Source organism: Nonomuraea spiralis, assembly GCF_014648435.1.
Taxonomy (GTDB): Bacteria; Actinomycetota; Actinomycetes; order Streptosporangiales; family Streptosporangiaceae; genus Nonomuraea; species Nonomuraea spiralis.
Genome location: NZ_BMRC01000002.1, coordinates 533,312 through 551,257 on the forward strand (window position 1 = coordinate 533,312; position 17,946 = coordinate 551,257).

Genomic DNA, 17,946 nt, shown 5'->3' on the forward strand with positions numbered 1-17,946 from the left:
GACGTCGTGAACGATACCCACAAGCTCGTCAGTGATCTGTCCGACCAGGTCTCCAGGCTCGTCAAGGACGAGCTGCGCCTGGCCAGGCTGGAGCTCGCGGAGAAGGGCAAGCGGGCCGGCTTCGGCGCGGGCCTGTTCGGCGCGGCCGGGATGGCCGCGTTCTTCGGCGGAGCCGCGCTGGTGACCGCCGTCATCCTGCTCCTCGCCCTGGTCCTGCCCGGGTGGGCGGCCGCCGCGATCGTGGGCGCAGTCCTGTTCGTCGCCGCCGCGCTGCTCGGCCTGACCGGCAAGAGCCAGGTGAAACAGGCCACGCCGCCCATTCCCGTCGAGACCATCGCGAGCGTCAAGGCCGATATCGACATGGTCAAGGAGAGGGCGCACCGATGAGCGAGACGGACCCGGGATACAGCGAGCAGCACGCCGGTGACGTGGGCGCCCGCCGGGCGACCGTGGGCACCCCGACCGAACGCGAGTCGATCAACGTGCCCCCCACGAGGCCAGGAGCGGCCGAGAACGCCAGGAAGGCCGAGCTGGCCCGGCAGGCACACGAGACCTTCATCCCCGAGGTGCCCGCGCCCGACGACCGGACAGAGATGGTCGAGGACCGCGCGGCCGAGGAACGGGCGTTCGCGGAACGCGCGGCCGAGGAACGAGCGGCGTCCGGACGCCACGGGAAGGGCCACAAGGGCCACAAGGGCCACAAGGGCCACAAGGACCACGAGGAAGAGGACGAGGTGCGAAGAAACATCAAGGAAACCCGTAACGAACTGGGCGACACGGTCAGCGCGCTGGCCGCCAAGACCGACATCAAGAGCCGGGCCGCCGAGGCGGCGGGCGTGGCCAAGGGCAAGGTCGCCGAGGCGACCGGCGTGGCCAAGGGCAAGGCGGCCGAGGCCGCGGGCACGGCCAAGGGCATGGCGAGCGAGGTCGCGGGCAAGGTCCGAGAGGCCACCCCCGACCAGGTCAAGGACGCCGCCACCGAGGCGAGGAAGCGTCCCGTGCTGCTGCTGGCCGTCGCGGGAGCCGTGATCGCCGTCGTCGTACGGCGGCTCAGGAAGCGCAACAGGGCGAAGTAGGCGGGCGTCTCCCCGAACGCCCCGCGGAACTGCCGCGAAGGGCCTGGTGGAGCGTGCTCAAGCGGACCGTGGCTGATCGTGCTGGTGTCGGTGTTCGGCCTGCTCGGCAGGCGTGACACCGCCGTCCTGGTCGGCGACCTCGTGGTGCCGGCGCCCGACGAGGTGCGTTCGCTGATCGTGACGGGCGTGCGGTCGGTCCAGGAGAACGCAGCCTCGGCCGGCCTGGTCGCGATCGTCGGCCTGCTGGTCGCGCTCCGGTCGGCTGCTCGCGGTGGTGCTCTGGGTCGTGGTCTCCGGCGGCTTCGCCCTGTACGTGGCCCACTTCGGCTCGTACGGCAAGACCTACGGCACGCTGGCCGGCGTCGTGGTCTTCCTGATCTGGCTGTGGTTGTCGAAACATGGCGCTGCTGCTGGGCGCCGAGCTGATCAGGGAACGCCGGATCGCCGAAGCGAACCCGTCGAGCGGGAGCCGTACGTGGAGCCCCGGGATCCGCCGCGGGAGGATAGCCTTCCGGAGTGAAGCGTGGAAGGGCCGTCGTCGCCGCATTCGTCCTGCTGACCTCCGGTCTGGCGGCGGGCTGCGGCAGCGGGTCGGCGGTGAGCGACCTCGGCACGGTCGTCAAGGGCGCCAAGGGCACGACCGTGCGGGCCGAGCTGCGTCCGGGGCAGCGGTTCTCGCTGGCCGTGCCGGACAACCCGTCCGTGGGCGACGACTGGCGGCTGGTGGCGGTGCCCGACGCGAAGGTGGCCTCGTACATCAGCGAGGAGCGCCAGGGCACGGGCGAGGGCCCCGGCAGTGGTGGCACGGCCTATTTCGTCTTCAACACCAAGAACCCGGGCAGCGCCGAGATCACGCTGCGCGACTGCTGGCGCTGCGGGCAGGGCACGACCCCGCCCGATGAGGAGAGCAGGCGGCAGTCGGGCGAGGCGATCTTCGAGATCACCGTGCGCTGAGCACGGCGCGGCACAACACGTCGAGCGTGGTCGCGGTGACCACCTCGGCGTCGCCCGTGTCCGTGGCCAGGCGGCGCTGGCCCTCGCCCAGGATGCTCCACCCGAGGTGGGCCACCAGGTCGGGGTGGGGCTGCCCGGCCTCGGCGAGCAGGCCGCGCAGCGGCTCGATCATCGTCTCGTGGAGCTGGTCGAGCCGATGGCGGCACTCGCCGGGCAGGTCGGCCGAGGCCACCGCGCGCAGCAGCGCGTAGTCGGGACTGGACACGAACGCCAGCGCCACGGCGCCGAAGGCGCGCACCCGTTCCTCCAGGCCGCCCTCGCGGGTGGCTTCGACGAGCCGGCCCGCCCACCGGGGGATCGCGTCCTCCACGAGCTGGGCCAGGATGTCGGCGGTGGAGGAGAAGTAGCGGTAGACGCTGGAGCGGGCCAGCCCGACCCGCGCCCCCACGGCCGCGGGCGTGAGCCCGGCCGTGCCCTCGGCCACCAGGATCTCCATCGCGGCCGCCAGCAGGGCCGCGTGCTGGCTGGCCCGATGGTCGGCCACCGTGGCCGCGCTGATCCTCGGCACCGGACTCATTCCTCCTCGCGTCGTCTCCTCTCAGTATCGGGCAGCAGGAACGTCGCCCCGACGCCGCCGAACAGCACGATGCCGGTCACGATCGTGACCCGGCGGGTGGCGTCGGCGCCCGCGGCCACCGCCGCGGCGTGGTCGGCGGGGTCCCTGACGGCCGCGATGGCCGCGCCGCCGCTCTCGCGTACGGCGTGCCCGAGCGCGGGCTTGTCCGGCAGGCGTTCGGCCATGGCCGCGTCCAGGCCGGTGACCAGGACGGCGCCCAGCACCGCGATGCCGACGGCGGCGCCGAGCTGGCGGATCGTGCTCTGCAGCCCGGAGGCCACCCCTGACCGGCGGGCGGGTACGTCGGCCAGCATCACGTTCGGGAGCTGGGCCGAGGCGAAGCCGACGCCGACGCCGTACAGGACGAGCCAGGGGACCAGCGTCCAGGGGCCGAGCGAGGGGGAGACGGCCAGGCCGATGGCGACGGCTCCTGCGGCCTCCAGCACGAGCCCCAGCCGCACGATCAGCCGGGGAGCCAGGTTGAGCCGGGGGACGACGCCGCCCGCCAGGAACGTGCCGCCCGCCAGCGAGGCGATGATCAGGCCGGTCGTGAACGCCGTGAACCCCATGGCCGCCTGGAGGAACAGCGGCAACACCAGGATCAGGCCGAACTCGCCGAGGGTGATGATCATCGCGGCGGCGCCGCCGTACCTGAAGGAGGGGATCGCGAACAGCGACAGGTCCAGGACGACGGGCCGCCCGGCGCGCGCCCGGGAGCGCTCGACCAGCAGCAGCGCGACCAGCGCGAGCACGGCGAGCGCGAAGGCGAACGGGATCGGCGAGACGCCGCCGAGCGGCCAGGTCCAGCCGAACAGGGTGGCCTCGCCGGTCGGCGTGAACCAGCCGTAGCGCTGGCCCTCGATCAGGCCGAACACCAGCGCCGCCGGGCCGATCACCGACAGCAGCACGCCGGGGACGTCCGAGCCGCGCGCGGCCGGGTCCTTCGACTCGGGCACCCTGGCCGTGCCGAGCAGCACGAGCAGGCCGATCGGCAGGTTCACCCAGAACGCCCAGCGCCACCCGAAGTCGGTCACGACCCAGCCGCCGAGCAGCGGGCCGAGCGCGGCCATGCCGCCGATGATCGACCCCCAGACGGCGAAGGCGACCGTCCGGCGCGGGCCCGTGTAGAGGGAGTTGATGATGGCCAGCGTCATCGGGACGACCATGGACGCGCCGACGCCCTGGACCACGCGGGCGGCGATGAGCAGCGCGCCGGTCGGCGCGGAGGCGGCCAGCATGCTCGCGGCCAGGAACACCACCAGGCCGATCGCGAACATGCGGCGCCTGCCGTGCACGTCGCCGGTCCGGCCGAGGGGGATGAGCAGGGCGGCGAACGCCAGGGAGTAGATCGAGTTCACCCATTCGACGTCCGTGGCCGACAGGCCGAGATCGCCCATGATCGCGGGGACGGCGACGTTCACGATCGTCGCGTCGATGATGATCATCGACATCCCGACGCCCAGCACGATCAGCGGGAGCCAGCTCTGCCGGGTCCGCTCGTTTAGCGACACCATGTCTCTAAAGATAGCAACATGCTGTCTCGAAACAAGGGGTAGGCTCCGGATCATGGACTTCATCCGGGTGCGTGCCTCGGCCGACGGCGCCGAGACGATCTCGTACTGGACCGGCGACGTCTACGGCTGGCAGGACGACGGCGGCCCCCACCACCTGTTCGGCTTCGAAGGGCTGAACGTGGCGCGGGCCCGCCCGGCGGACGGCGGCTGGGAGCTGCTGACCAGGGAGGCGGCGCTCTACCTCGACCCGCGGACCAGAGAGCCGGTCGACGTGTGGGACAACCCGCTCACCGGGCGGCCGGTCGAGGTGCAGCACGTCTTCAACGATCCGGTCAACCAGCGGCTCGGGGCGTACCCGGTGCCGGTGACGCGGTTGGGGGCGCAGGTGGTGTTCAACGCCGACATCCGCCTTTCTTACCCTTCGCCGCTGCCTGTCGCGAAATATCCGGAAAACTCGGCGCATGACACGTATCGGGCGTTGGAACTGTTCCAGTTCTTCGCCTCGGCCGCGGACGTCGAGTCCGGGATGCCCGACGTGCCGGCCGTGTTCTCCTGGTGCCGCGTCTCGCCCTGGCTGCCCTGGATGGCCATGGGACAGCGGCCCGGCGGGCTCGTCTACCACTGCCGGGGCGCCAAGGTCGCCGACGTCCCGCAGCGGCTGCGCGAGCGTGTCGGCGAGCGCTTCCTGCACGCCCCCACCGAGTGGACGGCGCCCAACATGACGAGCTGGACGGCCTTCGCCGATAAGGTCGGGCGGTGAGCACCGACCTGTTCTGCGAGATCATCGCCGGCGCGCGGCCCGCGTACGTCGTCAGCTCCGACGAGGTGGCCGTCTCCTTCCTCGACACCCGGCCGGTCTTCAAGGGGCACGTGCTCGTCGTGCCCCGAGCTCACGTCGAGACGCTGGCCGACCTCGCCGACGTCGGGCCGTTCTTCGCGCGGGTCCAGGCCGTGGCGAGGGCCGTGGAGGACGGGCTGGAGGCGGCCGGCACGTTCGTGGCCATGAACAACCGCATCAGCCAGAGCGTGCCCCACCTGCACGTGCACGTCGTGCCCCGCAACCGCAAGGACGGCCTGCGCGGCTTCTTCTGGCCACGCACCACGTACGAGTCCGCGCAGGAGGCGGAGTCGTACGCGGCGGCCGTCGCGAAGGCGCTGCCCGCGGAGTGAGCGCCGCGGGCGCCCGCTAGGCTCGGGGCGCGTGGAGTATGTGGTCGGCGTCGCCGTCGTGGCCGTGCTCGTGGGCGTGCCCGCGATCGTGCTCTGGCGCGTCATGCGGGGCCGCCGCGAGCTGGGCACGAGCCCGGCCGAGCGGGCCACGTTCGAGACCCTGCACACCGCCTCCATGGCCGGTCCGCCGCTGCGGGCCGGGCTGACCGCCGAGGGCGCCGAGCGCGCCTCGCGCCACCTGCGCGCGCTGCTCGGCTCCGCCGCGCTCGCGATCACCGACCGCGAGCGCCTGCTCGTCTACGACGGCGCCGGCGACCACCACGCCGGCCAGGCGTTCGAGCACGCCGCCGCCACCCTGGAGGACGGCCGCACCCAGGTGCTCACCATCGACTGCGAGCTGCTCGAATGCCCGATCCGGCACGCCGTCGTCGTACCGCTCACCACCGACGACCGCGTCGTCGGCGCGCTGGCCGCCTACGGGCAGGACGCCTCGGCCGGGCTGGTCAGGGCCGCGCAGGAGGTGGCCGGCTGGGTCGACTCCCAGCTCGAACTGGCCGAGCTCGACCGCTCGCGCACGCTGCTCATGGAAGCCGAGGTCCGGGCCCTGCGCGCGCAGATCTCGCCGCACTTCATCTACAACTCCCTCACCACGATCGCCTCCTTCGTCCGCACCGACCCCGAACGCGCCCGCGAGCTGCTGCTGGAGTTCGCCGACTTCACCCGCTACTCCTTCCGGCGGCACGGCGAGTTCACCACGCTGGCCGAGGAGCTGCACTCGATCGAGCGTTACCTCACTCTTGAGCACGCCAGGTTCGGCGACCAGTTGCAGGTCACCCTGCGCATCGCCCCCGAGGTGCTGCCGGTGGCGGTGCCGTTCCTGTGCCTGCAGCCGCTCGTCGAGAACGCCGTACGGCACGGCCTGGAGAGCCGCAACGGCGTCGGCCGCATCACGATCATCGCCGAGGACGCCGGTGCCGAATGCCGCATCACCGTCGAGGACGACGGGCTCGGCATGGACCCCGAACGGCTGCGCCGCATCCTGGCCGGCGAGATCGCCCCCACCGGCGGCGTCGGCCTGGCCAACGTGGACGAACGCCTGCGCCAGGTCTACGGCGACGAGTACGGCCTGGTCGTGGAGACCGGCGAGGGCGCCGGCACCAAGGTCACCGTGCGCCTGCCCAAGTACCACCCCGGTGTCTCGGCCCGCTGACGTGCGCCTGCCCAAGTACCACCCCGGCGTCTCGGCCCGCTGACCTGCCCCCACCTGTGACCCCGCCGTGACGGCCTTGACGTTTGGTGCCGGTTTCATCACTGTCTAATGCATTCGACGTGTGAGGAGTCACGTGTGACCGGGCTGCGCGTCCTGGCGGTGGACGACGAGCTACCCGCGCTGGAGGACCTGTCCTACCTGCTCCGTGCCGACGCCCGTATCGGTGAGGTGATGACGGCGCGCGACGGGGCGGCCGCGCTGCGCCTGCTGGACCGGGGCATCGCCGAGGGCCGCCCGATCGACGCCGTCTTCCTCGACATCCGCATGCGCGGCCTGGACGGCGTCGTGCTCGGACGGCTGCTGTCGCAGTTCGCCAACCCGCCGCGGGTCGTGTTCGTCACCGCGTACGAGGAGCACGCGGTGGACGCGTTCGAGATCAAGGCCGAGGACTACCTGCTCAAACCGGTACGCCCCGAACGGCTGGCCGAGGCCATCAGGCGCGTGGCGGTCTCGTCCGACGTGCCCGCCGAGTCCGGCGAGAGCGACACGATCCCCGTCGAACTGGGCGGTGTGACCCGGTTCGTCTCCAGCGCCGACGTCGTCTACGTGGAGGCCCACGGCGACTACGCCCGGCTGCACACCGCGACCGGCAGCCACCTCGTCCGCATCCCGCTGGCCACGCTGGAGGAACGCTGGGCCCCGGCCGGGTTCCTGCGGGTGCACCGCAGCCACCTGGTCGCCGTCAAGCACATCGAGGAACTGCACATCGACTCGGGCCGGTGCAGCGTACGGGTGGGGGACACCGAGATCCCGGTGAGCCGGCGGCACACCCGCGAGCTGCGCGACCTGCTGGTCCGCAGGGCCAGGAAGGGCAGGGCGGAATGAGCCCGGATCCCCGCCCGGGACGCCCGTCGCCGTCCCCGCGCACCGACGCCGCCCGCCGTATGGACGCCTTCCGGCGCTCCGAGACGCCGCGGCGGGTCAGCGTCACCAGCCCGCGCACCGCCGCCGCCCGCCGCCCCCGCTACCCGGCCACCAGGGAGATCGACGAGCAGACCCGGCTCGGCGAGGTCTACATGCGTTCCCTGCTGCGCACCCAGTTCCGGCTCGCGCTGTTCGTCTGCACCGTGCTGGCCTGCGTGGTCGGCGGGCTGCCGCTGCTGTTCCTGCTCATCCCCGAGCTGCGCGAGGTGGACGTGCTCGGCGTGTCCCTGCCGTGGGCGGTGCTGGCCGGGCTCATCTACCCCGCCTTCGTCATCGGCGCCTGGTTGTACGTCCGCCAGGCCGAACGCAACGAACGCCACTTCGCCGAGCTGGTGGAACGCCGGTGACCGGCGCGAAGGGCCGGTCGTGAGCCTGACCGCGGTGGTCGTCGTGATGGCCGCGGCCGTGCTCATCGGCGGGTACGGCATCAGGTTCTCCCGCACCACCTCCGACTTCTACGTCGCCTCCCGCACCGTCAGCCCGCTGTGGAACGCCTCGGCCATCGGCGGCGAATACCTGTCGGCGGCCTCCTTCCTCGGCGTCGCCGGGCTGATCCTGTCCTACGGCGTGGACATGTTGTGGTTGCCCGTCGGCTGGACCGGCGGCTACCTGGTGCTGCTGGTGCTGGTGTCGGCCCCGTTGCGCCGGTCGGGGGCGTACACGCTGCCGGACTTCGCCGAGGCCAGGCTGGAGTCGATGACCGTCCGCCGGACCGCCAGCGTGCTGGTCGTGCTGATCGGCTGGTTGTACCTGATGCCGCAGTTCCAGAGCGCCGGGCTGGTGCTGCGGACGATCACCGGCGCGCCGGTGTGGGCGGGCGGGCTGCTGGTCGCCGGGGTCGTGGCGATCAACGTGCTGTCCGGCGGCATGCGGTCGATCACGTTCGTGCAGGCGTTCCAGTACTGGCTCAAGCTGACCGCGCTGGCCGTGCCGCTGGTGTTCCTGCTGCTGGCCTGGAAGGGCGACGGCGCGCCCGCGCTCAGCGCCGAGGACGCGGCCACCTGGCAGACCCCGCTGGCCGGGGCCAAGGAGTACGGGCTGTACTCGACGTACTCGCTGATCATGGCCACCTTCCTCGGCACGATGGGGTTGCCGCACGTGCTCGTGCGCTTCTACACCAACCCCGACGGCCGGGCCGCGCGCCGTACGACGCTGGTCGTGCTCACCCTGCTCGGCGCGTTCTACCTGCTGCCCGCCCTGTACGGCTGGCTCGGCCGCCTCTACGCCCCCGACCTGGTGCGTACCGACGCGGTCGTGCTCACGCTGCCCTCCCGCATGATCGGCGGCACGCTCGGCGACCTGCTGACCGCGCTGGTCACGGCGGGGGCGTTCGCGGCGTTCCTGTCCACCTCGTCCGGGCTGACCGTGTCCGTCGCCGGGGTGATCGCGCAGGACCTGCTGAAGGGCGGGGTGCGTTCGTTCAGGATCGCCACGCTCATGGCGGTCGCGGTGCCGCTGGGGCTGGCGTTGTGGGCGCGGGCGCTGCCGGTGGCGGACGTGGTGGGGCTGGCGTTCGCGGTGGCGGCCTCGTCGTTCTGCCCGCTGCTGGTGCTGGGCATCTGGTGGCGGCGGCTCACCACGACCGGGGCGCTGGCGGGGCTGTTCGTGGGGGGCGGGCTGGCCTGCGCGGCCGTGCTCGTCACGATCACCGGGGGGCCATACGAGGGGCTGCCCGGGGCGTTGCTGGCCCAGCCGGCGGCTTGGACGGTGCCGATCGCGTTCACGGTGATGGTGTCGGTGTCGTTCCTGACCCCGCACCGGGTGCCGCCGGGGGTGGCCAGGACGATGGTGCGCCTGCACACCCCGGAGAACCTCGACCTCGACCGCGGCGACTGGCACCCCCGCTCTCCCTGACCGTCCGCTCTCCCTGACCGCCGCTACTGCGGGCGGGCCTGTTCAGGGGGGGCGCTCACTGTCACGGGTGTCCCTGGCTGTTCGCCTCGCTCAGGACCAGCCCGCGGCGATGCCGCCCAGGCGCCGCGACGACACCCCGTTCCCGCTCGCGGCCTTGTTCTCGGCCAGGCGTCCGGCGCCCGTGCCGCGTCCGCCGTCGGTTCCGGATCCGTTCGTACGTCGGCGCTCGGGCGGCGTCTCGTGGGCGTTGCGGGCGTGCCTCGGGGGTTGGGTGTCCTCGGTGTCCGGGGGCGGGTCCAGGCCGGGGCGGTACCGGCCCGGCTCCCGTGGGGCCGCCTGGCTGGACCACGGCGGGGGCCCCTCCCGCGTCTCGGTTCCCGGTTCGGCCGGAGCGCGGCCGGGCCGCGGTTGGGCGTGCCCCTGTGGTGTGTGGTGGGCCGGCGGTCGCGACGGCGTGGCGGGACGCGGGCGTGCCCGGTGGGGGGAGTGGGGTGGCTCCTGAGGTGGGGGGTCCAGGCCGGGACGGGGACCGCCGCCGGGATGCGGGGCCGTGGAACGGCCGGGTCCGGGGTCGGGGTCCGGGGTGGTTCCCTGGTCGGGGGCCAGGTACGGGTGTGCGGGGGTGTCCGGGTGGGGCGCGGCGCTGTGCCGGGCCGCCTGCTCGGCCATGGGGCGGGCGTCCGTGCCCACGTGCGCCTCGACGTCGAGCACCTCGTGGCCGGGGACGGTGTGCACGTCCTCCTCGCCGGGGCCGCCGGGGCCGCCGGGGCCGCCGGGGCCTCCAGGGCCTCCAGGGCGGATGGTCCGGCCGGTGGCCGCGCCCAGGTCGCCCGCGTGTCGCAGGTCCGGCCGCCAGGAGGGCGAGCCGCCCCTCGGCCACCCCCGCAGTGCCCCGTCCCGCACCCCGTCCCGCACCCCGTTCCGTGTCCCGTCGTGTGTCCCGTCGTGTGTTCCGGTGGCGCGGGCGTGGCGGGCGGTGGGGACGAGATGGTGGGGCAGGCGTCGCAGGAGGTGCGGGTCGGCGTCCAGGACGCGGTCGATGACGCGGGCCACGTCGTCCAGCCGTACCCGTACCGACAGCTGGGCCCGCAGGACCTGCGCCTCCAGGTCGATGTCCTCGACCCGTACGTCGGAGATCTCCACGCAGAGCTCGCGCCCGCCGGACGCGCCGAGCGCCCGTTCGTCGGCGGTACGGTCGTCACGGTACGGGCTGCTCTCGGCCATGACCTCCGATTACCCACCCACGTATCCGCTCAGGCTCCGACATGAGGGGACTTGAGGGAGGTTTGACCAGAAGGCCAGGGAGGCGGGAGTTCTCCGGAACCGCGCGCGACGATCTCGACGGGCACCCTGACCCGGCGCGGCTCGCGTACGGGCGACAGCAGCAGCTCGACGGCCGCCCGCGCCAGCCGGCCGATGTCGTAGCGCACCACCGTCACACCGGGACTGAACACGTCCGCCAGCGCGAAGTCGTCGAACCCCACGTACGCCGGCCGCTCCGGCCGCTCCCGCAACGCCCGCAGGACGCCGATCGCCGCCCGGTTGTTGGTCGCGAAGAACGCCGTCGGCGGGTCGGGCAGCCCGAGGAGCCGCCCCACCTCGTACGACACCCGCCCCGGCTCGAACACCCCCCGTACGACCAGCCCTTCGTCGACCGCCACGCCCGCCTCCCGCAGCGCCGCGCGGTAGCCGACGGCCCGGTCGTGCACCGAGCTCAGCCCCTCGTCGTCGGAGACCAGCGCGACGCGGCGATGCCCGCGGGCCAGCAGGTGCTCGGTCGCGGCCCGGCCGCCGCGCTCGTCGTCCAGCATGACCACGTCGGCCCGGTCGAGGCCGCGCGGCACGCGGTCGACGAAGACCGTGCGCAGGCCGCCGTGCTCGGCCAGCCAGCCGTGGTCGGCGGGGGAGGGCACGACGATCAGCGCGTCCACGCCGCGGGCGTGCATCGACTCGATCAGCATGCGTTCCTTGTCCGGCCGCTCCTCGTACGAACCGAACACCACCAGCGCCTCGTGCCCGGCCGCCGCGGCCTCCACCGCCGCGGCGAGGCGGGCGTAGAACTCGTTGGAGATGTTCTCCATCACCAGGCCGAGCGTGAGCATGGTCGCGCCCCTGGCCAGGCGGGCGGCGGCCTCGTTGCGGCGGAAGCCGAGCACGTTGATCGAGTCGTGCACACGCTGCTGGAGCGAGGCCCGGACGTGCGGCTCCTGGTTGACCACGCGGGAGACGGTCTTCAGGCTGACGCCCGCGTGCCTGGCGACGTCGGCCATGGTGGGCTTCCGCATTGTCATAGTCTGCCCCCATGAACGATGAGTGGATCTGTGGCCGGATGGGCGAGGACGAGCCCTGGGCGCTGGGCGCGGTCAACCCGCCCGTGTTCGAGAACTCGTTGTTCACCTTCGGGAACGCGGCCGAACTGGGAGCGGCGATCAAGGACGAGGACGAGCGGTACGTCTACTGGCGCGGCACCAACCCGACCGTCGACGTGGCCCAGCGCAAGCTGGCCGCGCTGGAACGCGGGGAGCGGGCCAAGTGCTTCGGCTCGGGGATGGGCGCCATCTCGGCGACGATCTCCTCGCTCGTGTCCGCCGGCGACCACGTGCTGGTGCTCGGCGCGGTGTACGGACCTACCACGCAGTTCCTGCGTTACCTGGAGAAGTTCGGCGTCACGCATACGCACGTCGACGACCTCGCGGGATGTGACAGCGCTATCAGGGCGAGCACGCGCCTACTCTACTTCGAGTCGCCGTCCTACATGGCGTACGCGATCGTCGACATCGCGGAGGTGACCGCCTGGGCGCGCGGGCGCGGGCTCGTCACCGTCATGGACAACACCTGGTCCACGCCCCTGTTCCAGAAACCGCTGACGCTCGGCGTCGATGTGGTCGTGCATTCGCTGTCGAAGTACGTCGGCGGGCACAGCGACCTGGTCGGCGGCGTGGTGATCGGGCCGTCGCGGCTGATCCGGCCGCTGGCGCTGACGGAGTACCAGCTCTACGGCGCGGCCATGTCGCCGCACGACGCGGCCAAGGTGATCAAGGGCCTGCGTACGCTGCCCGTCCGGATGGCCGCGCACCAGGAGCGGGGCCTCGCGGTGGCGGCGTTCCTGGAGGGGCATCCGGCCGTGCGGGCGGTGAACCATCCCGGGTTGCCCTCTCATCCGGGCCACGCGACCGCCGTACGCCAGATGTCCGGCTTCTCCAGCCTGTTCAGCTTCGAGCTCGCCACGGACGATCGCCAGCAAGCTGCGCTTTTCCTCGATAAATTGCGACATTTCAGGATCGGTGTGTCCTGGGGTGGTTTCGAGAGCCTGGTCAACGCGCCCGCCCTGACCGTCGAGGAGAGCGTACGGGCCACCATGGGCATCCCCGTCGGCCTGATCCGCCTGTCGGTCGGCCTGGAGCCCGCCGAGACCCTCGTCGGGGACCTCGGCCAGGCATTGGAGGGGTCGGCCGCATAGCGGGGTGAACGGAATACCCGACCGCTCATCGCGCCGAACAGACCTTTCACCGCAGGCCATCCCCAACTAATCGCGGTACGTGAGCGGCTCGCCGAACAGCGCCCCCACGGCTCTCCACGACAGATAGGTTGCGCTCTTACGTTGGGCGTGATCCGCATCACAGTGGAGGTCTCGTGACGACCCAAGAACATGACGCGTCGGTTTATGAACAGGTACAGGAGAGCAGTGAGTTCCAGGAGTTGAAACGGCGTTTCCGCCGCTGGACCTTCCCCATGACCGTGGCCTTCCTGGCGTGGTACCTGCTGTACGTGGTGCTGTCCGGCTGGGCCCGCGACTTCATGGGCATCAAGCTGCTCGGCGACATCAACGTCGGGCTGATCTTCGGTTTGCTGCAGTTCGTGTCGACGTTCCTCATCGCCTGGGCGTACGCGCGGCACGCCGAGCGCAAGCTCGACCCCATCGCCGACAAGCTCCGTCACGAGGTCGAGGAGAAGACGCAGTGAGCTCTACGACGCTGGGGATGATCCTCTTCCTCACCTTCGTCGCCGGCACCCTGGCGATCACGTTCTGGGCCAGCCGCCAGACCAAGACGGCCGCCGACTTCTACGCGGGCGGCCGGTCCTTCAGCGGCGTCCAGAACGGCCTGGCGATCGGCGGCGACTACATGTCGGCCGCCTCCTTCCTCGGCATCGCCGGCATCATCGCGGTCTCCGGCTACGACGGGTTCCTGTACTCCATCGGGTTCCTGGTCGCCTGGCTGGTGGCGCTGCTGCTGGTGGCCGAGCTGATGCGGAACTCCGGCAAGTTCACCATGGCCGACGTGCTGGCGTTCCGGATGAGCCCGCGCCCGGTGCGCACGGCGGCCGGCGTGTCCACGATCGTCGTCAGCATCTTCTACCTGCTGGCCCAGATGGTCGGCGCGGGCGCGCTGGTCGGCCTGCTGCTCGGCATCACCAGCGAGGCGGGCAAGGTCTGGACGATCATCGGCGTCGGCGCCCTGATGATCGTCTACGTGGTGTTCGGCGGCATGAAGGGCACGACCTGGGTCCAGATCGTCAAGGCCGTGCTGCTGATGACCGGCGCCGCGCTGGTGACGCTGCTGGTGCTGGGCAAGTTCGGCTTCAACCTCTCCTCGCTGCTCGGCCAGGCCGCCACCACCAGCGGCCCGAAGGCCAACCCCGGCAACTTCCTCATCCCGGGCCTGAAGTACGGCACCGACGCCCAGGGCCTGGCGGGCAAGATCGACCTGATCAGCCTCGGTCTCGCGCTGGTGCTCGGCACGGCGGGCCTGCCGCACATCCTCATCCGCTTCTACACCGTCCCGACCGCCAAGGACGCCCGCAAGTCCGTCCTGTGGGGCATCGGCATCATCGGCGTGTTCTACCTGCTGACCCTGGTCCTCGGCTTCGGCGCGGCGGCCCTGGTCGGCAAGACCGACATCCTCAAGGCCGACAAGGCGGCCAACACCGCCGCCCCCCTGCTGGCCCAGAAGATCGGCGCCGACATCTTCGGCGACGTCGGCGGCACGATCCTGCTCGCGCTCATCGGCGCCGTCGCCTTCGCCACGATCCTGGCCGTCGTCGCGGGCCTGACCCTGGCCTCCTCCTCCAGCTTCGCCCACGACCTGTACGCGCACGTCTTCAAGCGCGGCAACGCCAGCGAGCGGCAGGAGGTCGTCGTGGCCCGCGTCTCGGCGCTGGTCATCGGCGCCATCGCGATCGGCCTCGGCATCCTGGCCCAGGGCCAGAACGTGGCGTTCCTGGTCGCCCTGGCCTTCGCCATCGCGGCCTCGGGCAACCTGCCGGCGATCCTCTACAGCCTGTTCTGGAAGCGGTTCAACACGGCGGGCGCGGTCGCGGCCATCTACGGCGGCCTCGGCTCGGCGCTGATCCTGGTGATCTTCTCGCCGGTGGTCTCGGCCCCGCCGCCGCCCGCGGGCACCGCGGTGACCGCGCTGATCCACGGCGTGGACTTCCACTGGTTCCCGCTGAGCAACCCGGGCATCGTCTCGATCCCGCTCGGCTTCCTGTTCGGCTGGCTGGGCACCGTCCTCAGCAAGGAGTTCAACGCCGCCAAGTACGCCGAGATCGAGGTGCGTTCGCTCACCGGCGTCGGCGCGGAGAAGGCCACCGAGCACTGACCTCCCACTTCCCGACGTACACCGGGGCCCGGCCTGCCACAGGCCGGGCCCCGGTCAGCGGGTACGGGCGTGTGCCCGGCCGACCAGGTACAACAGCGCCCCGACCGCGAGCGAGGCCAGGGCGATGCCGCCGACCAGCCAGAACCAGGTGCCGTACGCGACGCGGGCGCCGAGCAGGGTGACCGTGCCGGCGTCGTTGGAGATCAGCGGCGTCCACGAGCCCGACAGGGTGGCCACCACGCCCACCAGCGAGGCCAGCGCGCCGACGATCGAGGCGGCCCAGAACACGGCGGGCGAGGCCAGCCGCCGCGCCTCGAACTGCGTCCGGTAGCGCCGCAGGATGATCAGCACGTCCACGAACAGCACCACGATCGACAGGCACCAGATCACCGTGACGGCGGCCTGCAACACGTTGTAGACCTCGGTCTGGGCGTCCGCCGGCGTCGCCGACGCGAACGGCACCACGACGAACGCCGCCACCGTGAACACCGCCGCCAGCACGGTCTGGATCCAGACGGCCACGTCGGGCACCTTGTGGGCGTTGACGTGGCTGACCACGGCGGGCAGCCGCCGGTCCAGCCCGGAGACGAAGATCAGCCGGGCGAAGGAGTAGTCGTAGACCACCGTGATGACGAAGAACATGGCCGCCAGCAGCAGCGCCACCAGCCGGCCCGCCCACTCGCCGAGTCCGACGCCCACCGCCTGCGCGACCGCAGTGACCCCGGCCGCCCGGTCCGGCGGCACCGACACCATCACGCCCCACGTCGCCGCCAGGTAGGCGACCATGACCGCGAGCGAGCCCCACAGCAGGTAGCGGGTCACCGCGCGCTCGTGGCGGATCTCCACGCCCATGTTCAGCGGCACCTCGACCCCCAGCAGGGCCAGCACCGCCAGGCCGAAGAAGCTCCAGTTGGCGAAGTTGACGCCGTGCTCGGCCGACGGGCTCCAGGCGGCGAAGTCCCACGGGTCGGTCGCCGGCGGGTTGCCGCGCAGCAGGTGGACGACCCCGGCGGCGAACATGAGCACGATCGCCAGCCCGTAGGCGACGAAGACCGCGTTCACCACGTTCTGCGTGAGCCTGAACCGCAACACGGCCAGGACGGCGGCCAGCACCAGGATCAGCACGATGATCCCGCCCTGCGCCTGCACCGGCAGCTCGCCCAGGGCCGGGAACACCAGCCCCAGGAACGACATCGTCAGCGTCCCCGTGGCGACCATGACCAGCACGCCCGGCCACCACGCGCAGAACCCGGCGAAGAACCCCCAGAACGGCCCGAACGCCTTGCTCGTCCACAGGTAGATCGACCCCTCGCCGGGGAACATCACGCCGAGTTGCCCCGTGACGATCGCGCACGGCACGAGGAAGAGCGCGAACGCGATGATCCACCAGCCGAAGGCGGCCGGACCGGCGCTCTGGATGACTGCGGCGTTCGTGATGAACAGGACGATGGCCACGAAGATCGCGACCATGTCGAAGGTGGTCAGCACACGGGGCAGGATCCCGCCCGCCACCCGCTCGGACAGCAGCTCGTCGTCGGTCATGGCCCGGCCTCCCGCACGCAGGCGGATCGTCTCCCCTGCCAAGGTCTGCCCGCACGCCCGCGCCGTCAAGCGGCGGGCGGGTGCGCGCCGTCGAGCGGAAGCCCCGCGGTGAGGTCAGCCTCGCCGGTCGTGCACCTCGACGGACAGGTGCGGCCACGCCCGGGACGCCGGGTCCGCCACCGTCACGGGCGCGGCGGCACGCAGGTCCGCCCGCGGGAGGAAGCGGACGCCGGTGCCGGTCGTGCCGTCGCCGGCGATCGGTTCGAGGTCGCTCAGCGGCAGGCCGTGCTCGTACCGGCGGGTCCAGGAGCCGTTCAGGCGGCGGTTGGTGTGGACGAGCCACTCGCTGAGGGCCGCGACCACGGACATGCCCCGGCGCGGATGGCCGTCGGGCAGCGTCCGCGCGCCGGGGTGGTCGAAGAAGCGCAGGTCCCTCGTCGCCATGATCGGTTTCTTGACGGGCCGCCCATGCTCGTCGAGGCGGGTGTCGGTGCCCCGGCCGTCGTCGGTCACCTCGACGGAGCCGTCCGGGTGCAGGACGACGGCGCAGCGCCCGCCGCCCCGGCTCTCGGCCTCGTCGGCGGCGTACGCGACGACCTCCAGGACCAGGTGCGCCACGCCGCCGGGAGCGAACTCGCCCGGACGCCGGCGGATGTCCGCGAGGTGCTCTTCGTCCACGCCGCCCGCCCAGTCGTGCGTCGTGTTCCGCCAGGAAGCCCGTGAGACGTTCATCGCGGAAAGTATGCCAAGCGCGGGCGGCGGTCTCTACGCGGCCAGTGAGCCGAGGTGGGCGCGGACGACCTCCAGGCAGTCGTCCCCGCTCACCAGCTCGGGGCGGAGCACGGCGTTCACGCCCAGCCCGTCCACCAGCGACGACAGCCGCTCGGTCTCCACGTCGAGCCGCAGCCCCGGCCGCAGGACGCCACCGGACCCCAGGCGGGCCAGCACGAGGCCGACGAACTCGCGCGTGCCCACCGCCGCCCGTCCGGCCAGGTCGCGCAGCGCGGGATCGGTCCGGGAGGCGGCGGCGAAGTCGAGGAACACGGTGACCTCGGCCCGGCGCGGCGCGTCGAGGGGCAGCAGCTCGCCCAGCAGCCGGGCGGCGAGCTCCAGCCGCTCGGCCGGGGACAGCGCCGCCGGGTCGCCCGTCTCCTCGACGGCCGCCTGCAGCCGTCCGGCCACCCGCTCGATCATCGAGGCCATCGCGAAGCGCATCAGCTCCTGCTGGGTGGCGAAGTAGTGGCGCAGGGAGCCGATGTTGAGCCGGGCCTCGGCGGCGACGGTGCGCAGGGAGGCACGTTGCAGCCCGTCGCGGACGACGACCCTGAACAGGGCGTCCACCACCGCGCGACGGCGTTCGACGGGATCGACCAGTTTCGGCATCGCTTTTTTATATCACGGCTGTGCTAGCTTGGATTTATCCCAG

At 72.0% G+C, this 17,946-nt stretch carries 20 protein-coding genes; 13 read left to right on the forward strand and 7 right to left on the reverse strand.

Annotation, left to right across the window (positions count from 1 at the left end; genetic code table 11):
* Window positions 1–6: 6 nt before the first annotated feature.
* The 4 genes from IEZ27_RS06345 (at window position 7) to IEZ27_RS06360 (ending at window position 2,030) form a co-directional block, all read left to right on the forward strand.
* On the forward strand, window positions 7–387 hold the full coding sequence (locus tag IEZ27_RS06345; protein ID WP_189646336.1) for a phage holin family protein: 381 nt from the start codon (window positions 7–9) through the stop codon (window positions 385–387).
* Entirely contained in the window at window positions 384–1,076 is a 693-nt protein-coding gene (locus tag IEZ27_RS53700) for a DUF3618 domain-containing protein (RefSeq protein WP_229823467.1), read from the forward strand. The genes IEZ27_RS06345 and IEZ27_RS53700 overlap by 4 nt, the downstream gene beginning before the upstream one ends.
* A gap of 271 nt (window positions 1,077–1,347) precedes the next feature.
* Window positions 1,348–1,596, forward strand: a complete 249-nt coding sequence (locus tag IEZ27_RS06355) for a YhjD/YihY/BrkB family envelope integrity protein (RefSeq protein WP_229823469.1) — start codon at window positions 1,348–1,350, stop codon at window positions 1,594–1,596.
* The gene (locus IEZ27_RS06360; RefSeq protein ID WP_189646337.1) at window positions 1,593–2,030 is read left to right on the forward strand and encodes a protease inhibitor I42 family protein; all 438 of its coding nucleotides are present in this window, start codon (window positions 1,593–1,595) and stop codon (window positions 2,028–2,030) included. Before IEZ27_RS06355 ends, IEZ27_RS06360 begins: the two co-directional genes overlap by 4 nt.
* Here the strand turns inward: IEZ27_RS06360 and IEZ27_RS06365 are convergent.
* Both IEZ27_RS06365 and IEZ27_RS06370 read right to left on the reverse strand, forming a co-directional pair.
* On the reverse strand, window positions 2,017–2,598 hold the full coding sequence (locus IEZ27_RS06365; RefSeq protein WP_194521933.1) for a TetR/AcrR family transcriptional regulator: 582 nt from the start codon (window positions 2,596–2,598) through the stop codon (window positions 2,017–2,019). The two genes, IEZ27_RS06360 and IEZ27_RS06365, sit on opposite strands and share 14 nt — an antisense overlap.
* A 5-nt stretch (window positions 2,599–2,603) precedes the next feature.
* Window positions 2,604–4,160, reverse strand: a complete 1,557-nt coding sequence (locus tag IEZ27_RS06370) for an MFS transporter (protein ID WP_189646339.1) — start codon at window positions 4,158–4,160, stop codon at window positions 2,604–2,606.
* Window positions 4,161–4,212: 52 nt separating this feature from the next.
* Here IEZ27_RS06370 and IEZ27_RS06375 point away from each other — a divergent pair, with 52 nt between their 5' ends.
* From IEZ27_RS06375 to IEZ27_RS06400, 6 genes are all read left to right on the forward strand, one after another.
* Window positions 4,213–4,920 carry a DUF1838 family protein gene (locus IEZ27_RS06375; protein WP_189646340.1) on the forward strand — a complete coding sequence of 236 codons (708 nt, stop codon included), beginning with the start codon at window positions 4,213–4,215 and terminating at the stop codon, window positions 4,918–4,920.
* Window positions 4,917–5,330 (forward strand): HIT family protein, encoded by a 414-nt coding sequence (locus IEZ27_RS06380; RefSeq protein WP_125635233.1) that lies wholly within the window; start codon window positions 4,917–4,919, stop codon window positions 5,328–5,330. The genes IEZ27_RS06375 and IEZ27_RS06380 overlap by 4 nt, the downstream gene beginning before the upstream one ends.
* 31 nt (window positions 5,331–5,361) lie before the next feature.
* Window positions 5,362–6,540, forward strand: a complete 1,179-nt coding sequence (locus tag IEZ27_RS06385) for a sensor histidine kinase (RefSeq protein WP_189646341.1) — start codon at window positions 5,362–5,364, stop codon at window positions 6,538–6,540.
* Between the two features lie 135 nt (window positions 6,541–6,675).
* A complete protein-coding gene (locus IEZ27_RS06390; protein WP_221762176.1) occupies window positions 6,676–7,425 on the forward strand; it encodes a LytR/AlgR family response regulator transcription factor in 750 nt (249 codons plus the stop codon).
* On the forward strand, window positions 7,422–7,871 hold the full coding sequence (locus IEZ27_RS06395; protein ID WP_229823472.1) for a hypothetical protein: 450 nt from the start codon (window positions 7,422–7,424) through the stop codon (window positions 7,869–7,871). Before IEZ27_RS06390 ends, IEZ27_RS06395 begins: the two co-directional genes overlap by 4 nt.
* A 19-nt stretch (window positions 7,872–7,890) precedes the next feature.
* Window positions 7,891–9,378, forward strand: coding sequence for a sodium/solute symporter (locus tag IEZ27_RS06400; protein ID WP_229823474.1), 1,488 nt, complete (start codon window positions 7,891–7,893; stop codon window positions 9,376–9,378).
* Between the two features lie 90 nt (window positions 9,379–9,468).
* Here IEZ27_RS06400 and IEZ27_RS06405 read toward each other — a convergent pair whose 3' ends face one another.
* Window positions 9,469–10,602: a hypothetical protein gene (locus IEZ27_RS06405; RefSeq protein ID WP_189646342.1), complete on the reverse strand. Its 1,134-nt coding sequence runs from the start codon at window positions 10,600–10,602 to the stop codon at window positions 9,469–9,471.
* Window positions 10,603–10,631: 29 nt separating this feature from the next.
* Window positions 10,632–11,663: a LacI family DNA-binding transcriptional regulator gene (locus IEZ27_RS06410; protein ID WP_189646343.1), complete on the reverse strand. Its 1,032-nt coding sequence runs from the start codon at window positions 11,661–11,663 to the stop codon at window positions 10,632–10,634.
* A 17-nt stretch (window positions 11,664–11,680) separates the two neighbouring features.
* Between IEZ27_RS06410 and IEZ27_RS06415 the strand changes: the two genes are divergently transcribed.
* From IEZ27_RS06415 to IEZ27_RS06425, 3 genes are all read left to right on the forward strand, one after another.
* On the forward strand, window positions 11,681–12,838 hold the full coding sequence (locus tag IEZ27_RS06415; protein WP_189646344.1) for a trans-sulfuration enzyme family protein: 1,158 nt from the start codon (window positions 11,681–11,683) through the stop codon (window positions 12,836–12,838).
* Between the two features lie 173 nt (window positions 12,839–13,011).
* A complete protein-coding gene (locus IEZ27_RS06420) occupies window positions 13,012–13,341 on the forward strand; it encodes a DUF485 domain-containing protein (protein WP_125635245.1) in 330 nt (109 codons plus the stop codon).
* 17 nt (window positions 13,342–13,358) lie between these two features.
* Window positions 13,359–14,978 (forward strand): solute symporter family protein, encoded by a 1,620-nt coding sequence (locus IEZ27_RS06425; RefSeq protein WP_189646519.1) that lies wholly within the window; start codon window positions 13,359–13,361, stop codon window positions 14,976–14,978.
* Between the two features lie 54 nt (window positions 14,979–15,032).
* Here IEZ27_RS06425 and IEZ27_RS06430 read toward each other — a convergent pair whose 3' ends face one another.
* The 3 genes from IEZ27_RS06430 to IEZ27_RS06440 form a co-directional block, all read right to left on the reverse strand.
* On the reverse strand, window positions 15,033–16,520 hold the full coding sequence (locus IEZ27_RS06430; RefSeq protein WP_189646345.1) for an APC family permease: 1,488 nt from the start codon (window positions 16,518–16,520) through the stop codon (window positions 15,033–15,035).
* Between the two features lie 114 nt (window positions 16,521–16,634).
* Complete coding sequence (locus IEZ27_RS06435) at window positions 16,635–17,252, reverse strand: DNA topoisomerase subunit B (RefSeq protein ID WP_189646346.1); 618 nt, start codon at window positions 17,250–17,252, stop codon at window positions 16,635–16,637.
* Between the two features lie 33 nt (window positions 17,253–17,285).
* The gene (locus tag IEZ27_RS06440) at window positions 17,286–17,903 is read right to left on the reverse strand and encodes a TetR/AcrR family transcriptional regulator (RefSeq protein WP_189646347.1); all 618 of its coding nucleotides are present in this window, start codon (window positions 17,901–17,903) and stop codon (window positions 17,286–17,288) included.
* Between the last annotated feature and the right edge of the window lie 43 nt (window positions 17,904–17,946).

Bases quoted from the DNA above. Each gene is read 5' to 3' on its own strand.
- IEZ27_RS06425 (WP_189646519.1), top strand. From the start codon at position 13,359: ATGATCCTCTTCCTCACCTTCGTCGCCGGCACCCTGGCGATCACGTTC.
- IEZ27_RS06410 (WP_189646343.1), bottom strand. From the start codon at position 11,663: ATGCGGAAGCCCACCATGGCCGACGTCGCCAGGCACGCGGGCGTCAGC.
- IEZ27_RS06430 (WP_189646345.1), bottom strand. From the start codon at position 16,520: ATGACCGACGACGAGCTGCTGTCCGAGCGGGTGGCGGGCGGGATCCTG.
- IEZ27_RS06395 (WP_229823472.1), top strand. From the start codon at position 7,422: ATGAGCCCGGATCCCCGCCCGGGACGCCCGTCGCCGTCCCCGCGCACC.
- IEZ27_RS06440 (WP_189646347.1), bottom strand. From the start codon at position 17,903: ATGCCGAAACTGGTCGATCCCGTCGAACGCCGTCGCGCGGTGGTGGAC.
- IEZ27_RS06435 (WP_189646346.1), bottom strand. From the start codon at position 17,252: ATGAACGTCTCACGGGCTTCCTGGCGGAACACGACGCACGACTGGGCG.
- IEZ27_RS06375 (WP_189646340.1), top strand. From the start codon at position 4,213: ATGGACTTCATCCGGGTGCGTGCCTCGGCCGACGGCGCCGAGACGATC.
- IEZ27_RS06415 (WP_189646344.1), top strand. From the start codon at position 11,681: ATGAACGATGAGTGGATCTGTGGCCGGATGGGCGAGGACGAGCCCTGG.
- IEZ27_RS06370 (WP_189646339.1), bottom strand. From the start codon at position 4,160: ATGGTGTCGCTAAACGAGCGGACCCGGCAGAGCTGGCTCCCGCTGATC.
- IEZ27_RS53700 (WP_229823467.1), top strand. From the start codon at position 384: ATGAGCGAGACGGACCCGGGATACAGCGAGCAGCACGCCGGTGACGTG.
- IEZ27_RS06405 (WP_189646342.1), bottom strand. From the start codon at position 10,602: ATGGCCGAGAGCAGCCCGTACCGTGACGACCGTACCGCCGACGAACGG.